This is a genomic window from Maribacter sp. 4G9 (assembly GCF_002742265.1).
Taxonomy (GTDB): domain Bacteria; phylum Bacteroidota; class Bacteroidia; order Flavobacteriales; family Flavobacteriaceae; genus Maribacter.
On record NZ_MDGL01000065.1, the window covers coordinates 86,568 to 99,193 of the forward strand.

Below are 12,626 nucleotides of genomic sequence, written 5' to 3' on the forward strand. Positions count from 1 at the left end.
TTACAAGGTTTTCAACATCCAAACGGGGCAGGAATAATGCCCGGTATCGCCCATAGGCGCATCTATATATTCAAAACCGGTCTTCCTATACAGCTTTTGGGCATCCTCCATATACGGCATCGTTTCCAGATAACATTTTTCAAATCCCAATTCACGTGCACGGTCCAAGCAGGCCTGCATCATTTTAGCACCAAGCCCACGCCCACGTGCAGCTCTTAAAAAGTACATTTTTTGAAGCTCACAAACATTGCCAACGTAATTCTCCAATTGGGCCACGCCTGCACAACCTATAATTGCGCCACCATCATCAATGACAAAGTATGTGGCCCTGGGTACATTATAGGTCTCATACATTCGATCAAGGGCAGCATCGGCATAGGCCGTACCCACTTTTGGCACACCCATTTCCACCAACACCTCGCGTACAACCCTTGCGACCTCTTTATTATCGGCAGGTCTTATCTCCCGTATTAGAACCTCTTGCATGACTTTTAAAGAATAGGTTTTAAAGTGCTATTTTTGATTGGTGAAGATACACGAATTGGGCAAAAACCTAAAAAACAGTTTTCAACAAGATTTTTCCTATGGATACAAATTTCAGGAACCCTGAGTCCCCAATCATGGTGGACGAAATATTCATGCGCCGCTGCATTGAAATCGCCAAAAACGGACAGGGTTCCACAGCGCCCAATCCATCTGTAGGCGCCGTTATTGTGCATGAAAATAGGATTATTGGAGAGGGTTTTACCAGCGCCTATGGCGGACCCCATGCCGAAGTGAACGCGATTCGCTCCGTTAAGGAGAGACACCTACTTTCCAAATCCACCCTGTACGTAACCCTGGAGCCTTGCTCCCATTTTGGAAAAACCCCTCCCTGTGCCAACCTAATTGTCGAAAATAAGATACCCAAGGTCGTAGTGGGCCTCAAAGACCCACACGATAAAGTAGCCGGAAGGGGAATAGAAACCCTAAAAAAAGCAGGGTGCTCTGTAACTGTCGGTATCCTGGAAAAAGAGTGCAGGGAGCATCATAGGCGGTTTTTGACCTTTCACGAGAAAAAACGGCCCTATATCATCTTAAAATGGGCGGAGACGGCCGATGGTTTTGTATCCCCGGGAAAGGAACTCAGACACTCCGATCCTGAACCTTATTGGATTACCAATACCTATTCCAGACAATTAGTACACAAATGGAGAAGTGAGGAACAGGCTATTTTGGCAGGTACAAACACCGTGCTGGAAGACAATCCAAAATTGGACACCAGACTATGGAACGGAAGGCCACCAATCCGACTCATCATTGACAGGGAGCTTAAAATACCAAAAGGTTTTCATGTTTTGGACGGCAAACAACCTACAATAATTTATACTTCAATAAAAGATAAATATAAAAGTATACAAAAAATTGATTATCAATATATTAATATAAATAGTAATCTTATTTTAGAGTTGTCTAAAAATCTTTATGTACGAAATATACTGAGCGTTCTTGTGGAAGGTGGCGCCAAGACCATTCAAGGTTTTATCGATGAAAACCTGTGGGACGAGGCAAGGATTTTTGTTGGAAAAAACGTCTTTAAAAAAGGGATAAAAGCCCCTATCTTGCAGGGAGAACTAGTTCAAGAAAAATACATTTTAAACGACCATTTAAAAATAATCCGGAATGATAAAAAATATCATATTTGATTTTGGCGACATTTTCATCAACCTGGACAAGCCAGCAGTGTTTAAAAAAATGGAAGCGTTTGGCTATACCGAATATACGGTGGCGCTGGATATACTATGCAAGGATTACGAAACGGGCCTTATGTCATCCAATGATTTTCTGGCAGACCTAAAGGAAATGTATCCCAAAGCTACTGAAACCGATTTACTGGATGCCTGGAATTCCATCCTGCTTGATTTTCCGGAGTATCGATTGGAATTTATAGAGGAATTAAAGACAAAAAAATCCCACCGTTTATTTTTATTGAGCAATACGAACGATATACACATAGAATATGTAAAAAAGACTATGGGACTGGAACGTTTTGAGCGTTTCAGAAACTGTTTTGAAGGCTTCTATTTGTCCCAACAGATTAAGATGCGCAAGCCCAATACCAATATTTACGAATACGTATTGAACGAAAATTCGCTAGTTCCAGAGGAAACACTTTTTATTGACGACACCAAGGCAAATACGGATAGTGCGCAAAAATTGGGGATACAATGTTGGAACCTTCTAGTCGGAAAAGAGGATATTGTTGAGCTAAACAAAAAGCTGTAATGGAATACTTGGTACTAAGCGTTCTTGCATCCAGTTTAATCTTTGTGATTTTTAAACTGTACACCAAATACAGGATACAGACACTTTACGCCATTATTGTCAATTATTTTGTTGCGTGTTCCGTAGGAATCTATTTCTATACTGGTAGTGTTGAATTTTCAAAGGTCATTGAGCAACCTTGGTTTTTTGGAACGATTCTTTTGGGCGTTCTGTTCATTGTAGTTTTCAACCTTATGGCGGCCACTTCCCAAAAAGTGGGAGTTTCTGCGGCATCCGTAGCGACGAAGATGTCATTGGCGATACCTGTTGTCTTTGGCATGTGGATGTATGGGGAGCGCCTTGGCCTTTTTGAAATTTTGGGCATCCTTTTGGCCTTGGTGGCGGTATACCTGGCCACCATGCGAAAAAAGAATGTAGTCAACCACAGGTACCTCCTATTGTTGCCCGTGGCCGTATTTCTTGGTTCCGGCATCATAGACACGAGCATAAAATACGCCCAACAGGTATCCGTACCCGAAGAAGAATTCCCATTGTTTTCAGCCGTGGTATTTGGATCTGCAGCATCCTGTGGAATTTTGTTCATATTGTTGAAATCTTTTAGGGACGGCTTAAAAATAAATTCTAAAAATATCATTGGAGGTATCTGTTTGGGAGTGCCAAATTTTTTTTCCATATACTTTTTAATGAAGGCATTAGATAGCGAAACCTTAAATAGCGCTTCAATATTTACGATCAATAACGTAGCCATTGTAATGCTTTCCACATTGCTTGGTATATTCTTGTTCAAAGAAAGGATTAGTGGCAAAAATTGGATAGGCATAGGCCTGGCCATTGTTAGTATCGTTTTGGTAGCGCTAGGTAATTCAATACAAAAAATGATGTTCGGATAAACCAAAGCAATGGATTCCAAAATCACTAGATTTAAGACTACGGACAAACCTTCGGGGGAAGTATTGTTCAAGGAAAAGAAAAGCAAGTTCTTTGGATATACCTTTCCTATAACTACCGAAGAAGAAGTGAAACCGATTCTTGACGAACTTCGCAAACTTCACCCTACGGCAAACCACGTGTGCTATGCTTGGCAATTAGGAATTACAGACGTTCAATATAGGGCCAATGATGATGGGGAGCCCAACAATTCTGCTGGACTGCCTATTTATGGTCAGATACAATCCTTTGACGTAACCAATGTGCTGGTAGCTGTAGCCAGGATTTTTGGAGGTACAAAATTGGGTGTAGGCGGTTTGATGACCGCTTACAGGGAGACGGCCAAGTTGGCATTGGAAAATTCTGTGATATCTGAAAAAGTTTTAACGGAGGAAGTGTCCATGTCATTTGAATATGCGGAAATGGATACCGTCATGAGGTTCATTAAAAAGAACCAATTGGAAATACTTTCCCAAAAGCTGCATCTGGATTGTGAAATACGTGTTTCCGTTCAAAAAGATCTACTACCCGGCATTTTGGAACAACTGGAAGCCCATCATAAAATTTCCGTCCAATTGCCTGATTTAAAAAAGTAGGAATTATGATAGTTTTTCCAGAATATAATCCGGACATTTTATAGGCTTTTTCTTATAAGCGTCCATGAACACCAAAACGGTGTTCGCTTCGATCAAAATTTCACCAGCCTCGTTCAGTATAACATAGTCAAATTCTATGCGTACGGACGGTTTGCTTTTTAGTTGGGTACGGACCGTGATAAGGTCGTCATATCGCGCAGGATTTTTATACTCTATTTTAAGGGAAATAACTGGAAGCATGACCCCATGCTCCTCCATCCATTTGTAGGAAAGCCCCAGGGACCTTAGCCACTCAACCCTTCCCATCTCAAGATATTGCGCGTAGTTACCATAATACACAACGCCCATTTGATCTGTTTCCCCATATCTTACGCGAAAAGAAATTTCGTTAAACCCCATTGATTTATAATTAAAAACTATATATTTAAAGCCCCCGTTGGTAGGCAACGAACATGAGAAAAAAAAAGCTCAAATTCAAGAGGCATTGATTTTTTTTTTAGAATTTTTGTTCACATATTTGTCCACTTTACAGAGCTAAAATAACTGTCTCTATTTTTTTTAAATTGTTCGCTTTAAACTAACCAATAACAAGAGCTTTAATTATTATGAATGTTACTGCCGATTCCGTATGGAAAAATTGTTTGGTATTTATCAAGGATAACATCCAACCGCAGGCATTCAAAACTTGGTTTGAACCTATAAAGCCTATCAAGCTTTCCAACAATGCGTTAAGTATACAAGTGCCAAGTAAATTTTTTTACGAGTGGCTGGAAGAGCATTATGTGAAATTACTTAAGGTAGCTTTAACGAAACAGCTTGGTGAAACCGCCAAATTGGTATACATCATTAAGATGGAAAATACTTATGGCAACAAAGAACCTTTCACTGAAAAAATACCCAGTTCCAATAGGGGCAATATGGGTCCCCAAGAAATGGACGTTCCCATAAAGTCCAAAAATCCGGAACTACGAAATCCCTTTGTAATCCCAGGTATTAGGAATATTAAAATTGAATCCCAGTTAAACCCAAACTATAATTTCGATAATTTTCTGGAAGGTGATTCCAATCGCTTGGCGCGCTCTGCGGGTATGGCCGTAGCCAACAAACCGGGAGGCACATCCTTTAACCCCTTGTTGGTTTTTGGGGGCGTTGGTTTGGGAAAGACCCATTTGGCGCATGCCATTGGGGTAGAAATAAAGGACAAATATCCAGAACGTACCGTATTATATATTTCGGCGGAAAAATTCACCCAACAGTACATAGAATCCGTCAAAAAAAATACCCGAAACGATTTTATCCATTTCTATCAGTTAATAGATGTTTTGATTATTGACGATGTTCAATTCCTTTCCGGCAAATCTGGAACCCAGGATGTGTTCTTCCATATCTTCAATCATCTCCATCAAAATGGCAAACAGGTCATTTTAACTTCGGATAAGGCTCCAGTAGATATGCAGGACTTCGAGCAACGCCTACTTTCCCGCTTTAAATGGGGATTGTCGGCAGAATTGCAAAGTCCGGATTATGAAACCCGAATTTCCATCCTAAAGAACAAACTATATAGGGATGGCGTGGAAATGCCCGATGATATCATTGACTATGTTGCCAAACACATCAAGACCAATATCAGGGAACTGGAAGGTGCTATTATTTCCCTTATTGCCCAATCTACCCTAAACAAACGGGAAGTTACCATTGAATTGGCGCAACAAGTAGTGGAGAAGTTCGTAAAGAACACCAAAAGGGAGGTATCCATTGATTATATACAGAAGGTAGTTTCCGATTACTTTGAAATGGACGTAGCCACGTTACAATCCAAAACAAGAAAAAGACATATTGTGCAGGCGAGGCAATTGGCCATGTTCTTTGCAAAAAAATTCACAAAGGCCTCTTTGGCGAGCATTGGTTCGCAAATTGGCAAAAGGGACCACGCTACCGTTTTACATGCATGTAAAACCGTGGATAATCTGGCCGAAACGGATAAGCAGTTCCGTAAATATATAGAAGACCTTACCAAAAAATTCTCCTGAATTTGATGAAGACCAAAGTTTTGATGGTTTGCCTTGGAAATATCTGCAGGTCGCCATTGGCCGAGGGCATTCTAAAAAGCAAGGTTGACATCACTACGGTATATATAGATTCTGCAGGCACTGGAGGATATCATATTGGAAATCCACCCGATCCCAGATCCATTGCAATTGCCAGAAAATATGGTATCGACATCAGCCGTCAAGTATGCCGAAAACTTAAGGCGACGGATTTGGATGATTTTGACATCATTTATGCCATGGATAAAAGCAATTATGGCAACATTATTGGCTTGAGCAGAAATGAGGAGCAAGCGGCCAAGGTAAAACTATTGCTAGGTGAAACAAACGATGGGGAGCTAGAGGTGCCGGACCCTTATTATGATACGGCCGATGGATTTGATCATGTCTTTCACTTGATAGACAAGGCCTGCGATGCCATTGCAAAAAAACTTTCCTAGACATATGGCAGAAGAAATATCCAAAAAAGGCAAGCTCTATTTAATTCCCTCCACCCTTGGAGAAATTCCCCCATTGGAAGTACTTCCCATTTCCATTAAACGGGCGATCGAAGAAATAAACATCTACATTGTTGAGAACGAAAAGACGGCTCGACATTTTATAAAGAAAATTTCGCCCAGAAAATCACAACCCTCCTTGACCCTTTTTTCACTCAACAAGTTCACAGAAGCGTCTGAGATACCTAGTTTTTTGAACCCATGTTCGGAAGGATATGATGTGGGCATATTGTCCGAAGCTGGATGCCCAGGAATTGCAGATCCAGGGGCCGCCGTCGTAAAAATTGCCCATGAGAGGAACATACAAGTGGTTCCGTTGGTTGGACCATCCTCTATCATTCTTGCCCTCATGGCCAGTGGCATGAACGGACAAAATTTTGCTTTCAATGGTTATTTGGCGATTGAAGGCTCAGAAAGGAAAAAACAGATAAAGACCTTGGAAAAAAAATCCAAGGAAGAAAATCAATCCCAAATTTTCATAGAAACACCCTACAGAAACAATAAGCTGTTGGAAGAGCTTGTAAAAACGGTCTCCGGTAATACTAGAATTTGCGTAGCATGTGACATTACCCTTACCACAGAATTTATTAGGACCAAGCCTGCATCTCAATGGAAATTGGAACAGGTAGACCTACATAAACGCCCAACAATCTTTATCATTCAGGCATAAAAAAACCTTAACATTACTGCCAAGGCTTTCCCATTTTCATAGGTAATAGTACTTTATATTCTTGGGTTTTTTATAGGTTTGATCATAGTGATGTCAAATCCTGAAAATATCTTTAAATACGTCGCGATAGTAGTTCCATAACCGTCCGTAACATCTGTCTTACCAAAGGTCCGCAAATACTGTTTCACGTTTCCAGGTCCCGCTAGATGGGCAGCAGCCACGATACCAGATTCGGTTACTTCGATGCCATTGATACGTTTGCCCACAAATCGCTGGATATCCTTTCTTAAAATCCATTTGTTTCGGGCGATATTCTTTTCGAAAACTTCCTCTTGTAAGGCAGGGTTTTCCAAAAAATGAATCGAGTCGTATACACCTACTAGGGCCAACGTATTGACGCCGAATTGGTATTTACCCAAATATCCGAAAGAATTTACAGCCGAATAACTGCCTTGAGACTCCTTAAAAGCCAAGGCTTCCTTAAAACCGATGTACCTACTCCCCAAGAATGGTGGTCGTACATTCATTTTTTCAAAATAAGATTTGTCCTGGGGGAACAAAAACGGAGGGGGTTCTTTTACTTTTAAAGCTTCAGGAACTTCAACATTGTAAAGCCTAAAACTGAAACTCGAAAAAATAAAAATCACGATAAGAGGACAAGAGAACAATATCCATCTTTTCATAAAGTGTTTTTCTTAAGACTTACAGCTATAAAAATCGCTTGCTTAAATTTCTGGTGCAAAGTTAGGTATGTTAAAAACGTAAATTGGGAAGATTTTGTTAAAAATATACACTTTTAGTTAACATGTCTTAAAATGACGATAAGGGCCTACCTGTTGATTTTCTGTTCGTTAAGCCAGCGGATGTATTGTGCCTTATTTCGGTTATGCTGCGCAATATTCTCGGCAAACATATGATAACCAAAGTTCTTTACGTTGGCCACAAAATAGTAGTAGTTATGTTTTTCCGGGTTTAGGACAGCGTCAACCGCACTTATATCGGGCATGGTAATTGGTCCGGGAGGAACGCCTCCGTATTTATAGGTATTGTAGGGCGAATCCATTTCCAAATCCCTATACAAGACCCTTTTTATAATGGTGTCGTAATTACCGGTTTCCTTTTTAATGGCGTAGATAACCGTAGGGTCCGCCTGTAAGAGCATACCCGATCTTAATCGGTTTAAATAGACACCTGCAACACGTGGTCTTTCGTCCACCTTGGCAGTTTCCTTATGGACAATAGCGGCCAAAGAAACCACCTCAGTGGGTGTCATTCCCTGGGCCTTGGCCTTTGCAAGCCTATCCTCGGTCCAAAAACGTTTATACTCCTTTAGCATACGGTCCCGGAATTCTTCCGCAGAAGTGTTCCAAAAAAATTCGTAACTATTGGGTATGTACAAGGCCAATTTAGTTTCTTTATCAAAACCGTTCTCACCCAGAAACTCGGTATCATTAAAAACCTTCAAAAGACTAAGGCTATCCGCTTCTATTTGCTCGGAAATCCTGCCCGCCAGTGAGGCAATATTTTCCTGATTGTTGAAGGATACCCTTACGGGGATGTTGTTTACCCTTAGATTGTTGATAATGTCGTTATTGGTCATACCCTTTGAAATGCGATATTTCCCACCCCTAATATTGGATGCATATCCCTTCCTCTCAGCAGCTTTTTGAAAAGATGGAAGATCGGTCAAAAGTGGCTCGAGCTGTTCCTTAACATCCGCAAAGGAATCGTTGGAACCTATATAAACAAATGCTTCCTTGTTATTAAAGCTGGTATTTGGTGTGAAAAAGGTGCTATAGACCCTATAGGCAAATACACCGGCCCCGATCAGTCCAAGTATCAATATGGCGACCACAATTTTTTTGATGTACATTATCTAAAAATCTTTTGAAATAACAATTCGTTTTTAAAAACGCCTTCGGTAAATATCCAATCCCTTTTGGTTCCCACCAGTTGAAAACCCAGTTTTTTAAACAGATGGAGACTTCTTTCGTTTTCTTCCAAAATATTGGCGTATAGCTGTTGCAGACCCAAGGTCTTAAAGGCATACCTACATAAAATTTCAAGGGCTTCCGTACCAATGCCCTTGTTTCTTTTCCCTTCTTCCGAAATAATGATGCCAACCCCTGCCCGCTTGTTTTTTGGGTCGAAATCGAAAAGGTCTATTAGGCCGATGGCCTCATTGTCCAACGTACAGATCACCAAACGCAATTGTTTGACATCATAAATATCCCTGTGGGCATTTTCCAGATACAGTTTTAAGACATTTCTGGAATAAGGCGCCAGTGTACCACTGATTTCCCAAACTGATGGATGGTTCTCCAGTTCGAAAAGTAAATCCAAGTCCCCTTTTTCCAAGGCCCTTAACTTAATACTATTTCCTTGAAGGTTTACCATGAAATTTCACCTTTAAAAACCTGCTTGGCCTCTCCATTTAAATGGACTTTGCAATAGGTATCGTTTTCAAAATCAAATTCGACTTTTAACTGACCTCCCAAAGCTATTATATGTGCAAAATTATCCTTTAATTTTCCCAAATGATGCATCGCCAGTGCTACGGCCGTAACTCCCGTACCACAGGAAAGTGTCTCATCCTCCACTCCCCGCTCGTAGGTTCTTACCCTAAAGGTATCCCCGGTAACTTGTTCCACAAAATTGATATTGCTTCCCGTTTCCCCATAAATACCGTACCTTATTTTGGAACCCTCCTTGGCAACGTTGAACTTTTCAAGATCTGAGACAAATTGTACGTGATGGGGCGAGCCCGTATTCAAGTACAGGGCATTTGGTTTACTTTTTAATTCCTTTACGTCCTGCATTTTTAGACGTACCCAATTTTCGTTGACCGATGCCGAATGGGGTCCGTCCACGGCCATGAATTGTGTTGTTGTATCTATAATGCCCAAGTACTTGGCAAATGCAACAATACACCTTCCACCATTTCCACACATACTGCCCTCTTTGCCATCAGAATTGTAATACACCATTTTAAAATCCAAGGATGCATCATTTTCAAGAAGAATGAGTCCGTCGGCCCCAATCCCAAATCTTCTGGAACACAAAAAAGCTACAAGGTTTTGGTCCTCCTTAGGAAAAAACAATGACCGATTGTCAATCATAATAAAGTCGTTCCCCGTTCCCTGGTACTTATAAAATGTAGTGGTCATAAGCTAAATTGAACCACAAAGATAGGATTTAATTGAGGCATCCTTGCAGTTAAAAAGTCGTTAAACCATTACCAAAAAAATGGAAATGATGTAATTTTACCTTTAAAAGGTTAAAACAGTATAGATTATGAAGAGAATTGGAGGACTTTTACTCGTTTCCATCTTTGCCGGTGCCATAACATTAGGTACCTATAAGTTTTTCTTTGAGAAACCCAATTACGCCATTGTAACTTCCAATGATTCACAACCCATTTTTAGCACTAATTATACGCCTACTTCGGCTTTAGGCTCTGGAATAAATGAAGTTGATTTCACAAATGCCGCCGAACGTACGGTAAATTCCGTGGTCCACGTAAAAAACCTTACTTTAAGCGCTCGAAGAAGCAGTGTTTTCGATTTCTTCTACGGATCCGGAGGTACCGTAACTCCTCAAGTGGGAACAGGGTCCGGGGTGATTATATCCCAAGATGGTTACATAGTGACCAATAATCATGTTATAGCCAATGCAACGCAGCTACAGGTGACCTTGAACAATAACCAGACCTTTGAAGCGGAATTGGTGGGTACCGATCCAAATTCGGACATTGCCCTAATCAAAATAGATACTGAGGACAAACTACCTTATTTGGCGTTTGGAGATTCTGACAATACAAAAATTGGGGAATGGGTATTGGCCGTTGGAAATCCGTTTAATTTGACATCTACTGTCACGGCGGGAATCGTAAGTGCAAAGGCCAGAAGTTTGGACACACGTTCCAATCAATCCTTCATTCAGACAGATGCCGCTGTAAATCCGGGAAACTCCGGAGGTGCTTTGGTAAACACCAATGGAGATTTGATTGGCATCAATACGGCCATATCGTCGCAAACAGGATCATACGTAGGATATTCCTTTGCAGTTCCCAGCAATATCGCCAAGAAAGTCGTGAACGATATTATGGAGTATGGAAACGTTAGAAAAGCGTTTATGGGTATAAGTCCTGCCCCCGTGGATACCCGGGATGCTATAGAAAGGGGCATAAACAATATAGACGGTGTATACATTGAAAGCATTGAGGAAGAATCCGGTGCTGATGATGCAGGCTTGGAATTGGGCGATATCATTAAAAAGATCGATCAAATAGAGATACACAAATATCCGGACCTTACAGGCTATTTGGGTACCAAAAGGCCAAATGATACTATTAATGTTACCGTTGAAAGAAATCAAGAACTATTGACCTTACCCGTAATCTTAAAGGAAAGGCAATTATTGATAGTACCTGCCATGGGAATGGAAGTAAAGAACCTGACCAAAGAAGATCAAAAGAGATTTAGAACAAAAAACGGGGTGAAAATTACGGGAGTACCGGAGCGTTACAGGGGCTATGGGCTGGAAGGCAAGGTCATCGTTAAAGTAGATGAAAAGGATATTAAGGATATTTCGGATGCGGACACGGCCTTTGGGGCCATTTCTAGGTATGGAAAAACTATTATCACCATGCTTAATGAAAAAGGCGAGAGAGAACGCTTAATTTTTCAATAACTCAAATTTTAAGTTTGGAAAGCATCCGCTGTAAACGGATGCTTTTTTTATGTATAGTTGTTACAAATCTTCATAAAAGGCATAATTTTGACCTTTTATACAACAACAAACCAATATGTCTCGCAAAATATCCTTTGAAAAAGAACTGGCCTTCCAAGCAGATAGAAGAAAGGCCACAACGGAGTTTATAAAGATCATCAGCGACCTATGGTATGATAGGTCCATAGAAATTGTCCTATTTAAAAACCCATTAATTGATCGCAACGTAAGCGATATAATTCGGTTGCACGAGTATGCGGGGGAGTTTGTACAAAAACCCATTTCAATTTTCGATTCCGTTGAAATCCTTAGGGCCATCAATGACCTAAAATTGCCTCCGGCCAAATTGGACATCGGCAAATTGACCTATGAATACCATTCCGATGATAACAATTTTAACAACGTGAAAGCCTTTGTTATCGATAAACTTAAATCGGCCACGGAATATAAAAGCATTAAACCAAAGGATGTCATACTCTATGGTTTTGGACGAATTGGTCGGTTATTGGCAAGGGAACTCATGTCAAAAACTGGAAAAGGCAATCAAATGCCATTGCGGGCCATTGTTGTACGAGGGGACCTAAATGAAGACTTATTGGAAAAAAGGGCCAGTCTTTTGCGAACGGATTCCGTTCATGGTAATTTTACGGGAACGGTCACCGTAAATACCAAGGACAACACCCTGTTGATCAATGGTACGACTGTTCAAATAATTAACTCGAGTTTCCTATTATAGTACTGTTTTTTCAAACTGAAACGCCATCACGAACAGTATCAGTTTGATGATGAACCCGTCCGGGGTCACTGCGTTTATATGCCTCGGCATCAATGCGCAGATCTGGCTTATCGAGGTCTCTATCCTTTTTCTCATGTGTTCCTTGATGAAGGCCAC

The 12,626-nt window shown here is 40.7% G+C and carries 14 protein-coding genes and 1 pseudogene; 9 read left to right on the forward strand and 6 right to left on the reverse strand.

Annotated features, from left to right (window positions below):
- A complete protein-coding gene (locus BFP75_RS09370; protein WP_099545006.1) occupies positions 1-486 on the reverse strand; it encodes a GNAT family N-acetyltransferase in 486 nt (161 codons plus the stop codon).
- A 98-nt stretch (positions 487-584) separates the two neighbouring features.
- Between BFP75_RS09370 and ribD the strand changes: the two genes are divergently transcribed.
- From ribD to BFP75_RS09390, 4 genes are read left to right on the forward strand one after another with little or no spacing between them, the layout of a single operon-like run.
- The gene (gene ribD, locus BFP75_RS09375; protein ID WP_240531751.1) at positions 585-1,685 is read left to right on the forward strand and encodes a bifunctional diaminohydroxyphosphoribosylaminopyrimidine deaminase/5-amino-6-(5-phosphoribosylamino)uracil reductase RibD; all 1,101 of its coding nucleotides are present in this window, start codon (positions 585-587) and stop codon (positions 1,683-1,685) included.
- Positions 1,663-2,265: an HAD family hydrolase gene (locus BFP75_RS09380; RefSeq protein ID WP_099545007.1), complete on the forward strand. Its 603-nt coding sequence runs from the start codon at positions 1,663-1,665 to the stop codon at positions 2,263-2,265. The genes ribD and BFP75_RS09380 overlap by 23 nt, the downstream gene beginning before the upstream one ends.
- On the forward strand, positions 2,265-3,155 hold the full coding sequence (locus tag BFP75_RS09385; protein WP_099545009.1) for a DMT family transporter: 891 nt from the start codon (positions 2,265-2,267) through the stop codon (positions 3,153-3,155). The genes BFP75_RS09380 and BFP75_RS09385 overlap by 1 nt, the downstream gene beginning before the upstream one ends.
- A gap of 9 nt (positions 3,156-3,164) precedes the next feature.
- Complete coding sequence (locus tag BFP75_RS09390) at positions 3,165-3,788, forward strand: IMPACT family protein (protein WP_099545011.1); 624 nt, start codon at positions 3,165-3,167, stop codon at positions 3,786-3,788.
- Positions 3,789-3,791: 3 nt separating this feature from the next.
- Here the strand turns inward: BFP75_RS09390 and BFP75_RS09395 are convergent, their stop codons facing one another.
- Positions 3,792-4,187 carry an acyl-CoA thioesterase gene (locus BFP75_RS09395; RefSeq protein WP_099545040.1) on the reverse strand — a complete coding sequence of 132 codons (396 nt, stop codon included), beginning with the start codon at positions 4,185-4,187 and terminating at the stop codon, positions 3,792-3,794.
- Between the two features lie 206 nt (positions 4,188-4,393).
- Here BFP75_RS09395 and dnaA point away from each other — a divergent pair, with 206 nt between their 5' ends.
- From dnaA to BFP75_RS09410, 3 genes are read left to right on the forward strand one after another with little or no spacing between them, the layout of a single operon-like run.
- Positions 4,394-5,818 carry a chromosomal replication initiator protein DnaA gene (dnaA, locus tag BFP75_RS09400; RefSeq protein ID WP_099545012.1) on the forward strand — a complete coding sequence of 475 codons (1,425 nt, stop codon included), beginning with the start codon at positions 4,394-4,396 and terminating at the stop codon, positions 5,816-5,818.
- A gap of 5 nt (positions 5,819-5,823) precedes the next feature.
- Positions 5,824-6,276 carry a low molecular weight protein-tyrosine-phosphatase gene (locus BFP75_RS09405; protein ID WP_099545014.1) on the forward strand — a complete coding sequence of 151 codons (453 nt, stop codon included), beginning with the start codon at positions 5,824-5,826 and terminating at the stop codon, positions 6,274-6,276.
- A 4-nt stretch (positions 6,277-6,280) separates the two neighbouring features.
- Complete coding sequence (locus tag BFP75_RS09410; RefSeq protein ID WP_099545041.1) at positions 6,281-7,003, forward strand: SAM-dependent methyltransferase; 723 nt, start codon at positions 6,281-6,283, stop codon at positions 7,001-7,003.
- A 53-nt stretch (positions 7,004-7,056) separates the two neighbouring features.
- Here the strand turns inward: BFP75_RS09410 and BFP75_RS09415 are convergent, their stop codons facing one another.
- The 4 genes from BFP75_RS09415 to dapF all read right to left on the reverse strand — a co-directional run bounded on the left by BFP75_RS09415 (position 7,057) and on the right by dapF (position 10,170).
- The gene (locus BFP75_RS09415; RefSeq protein ID WP_099545016.1) at positions 7,057-7,686 is read right to left on the reverse strand and encodes a hypothetical protein; all 630 of its coding nucleotides are present in this window, start codon (positions 7,684-7,686) and stop codon (positions 7,057-7,059) included.
- A gap of 146 nt (positions 7,687-7,832) precedes the next feature.
- Positions 7,833-8,876, reverse strand: a complete 1,044-nt coding sequence (mltG, locus tag BFP75_RS09420; RefSeq protein WP_099545017.1) for an endolytic transglycosylase MltG — start codon at positions 8,874-8,876, stop codon at positions 7,833-7,835.
- On the reverse strand, positions 8,876-9,400 hold the full coding sequence (locus tag BFP75_RS09425) for a GNAT family N-acetyltransferase (RefSeq protein WP_099545019.1): 525 nt from the start codon (positions 9,398-9,400) through the stop codon (positions 8,876-8,878). Before BFP75_RS09425 ends, mltG begins: the two co-directional genes overlap by 1 nt.
- Entirely contained in the window at positions 9,394-10,170 is a 777-nt protein-coding gene (dapF, locus tag BFP75_RS09430; RefSeq protein ID WP_099545021.1) for a diaminopimelate epimerase, read from the reverse strand. Before dapF ends, BFP75_RS09425 begins: the two co-directional genes overlap by 7 nt.
- 127 nt (positions 10,171-10,297) lie before the next feature.
- On the opposite strand from dapF, the gene BFP75_RS09435 reads away from it, so the two are divergent.
- Complete coding sequence (locus tag BFP75_RS09435; RefSeq protein WP_099545023.1) at positions 10,298-11,695, forward strand: S1C family serine protease; 1,398 nt, start codon at positions 10,298-10,300, stop codon at positions 11,693-11,695.
- A 115-nt stretch (positions 11,696-11,810) separates the two neighbouring features.
- Positions 11,811-12,458 (forward strand): annotated as a pseudogene (locus BFP75_RS09440) (glyceraldehyde 3-phosphate dehydrogenase NAD-binding domain-containing protein); the annotation flags it as partial.
- Between the last annotated feature and the right edge of the window lie 168 nt (positions 12,459-12,626).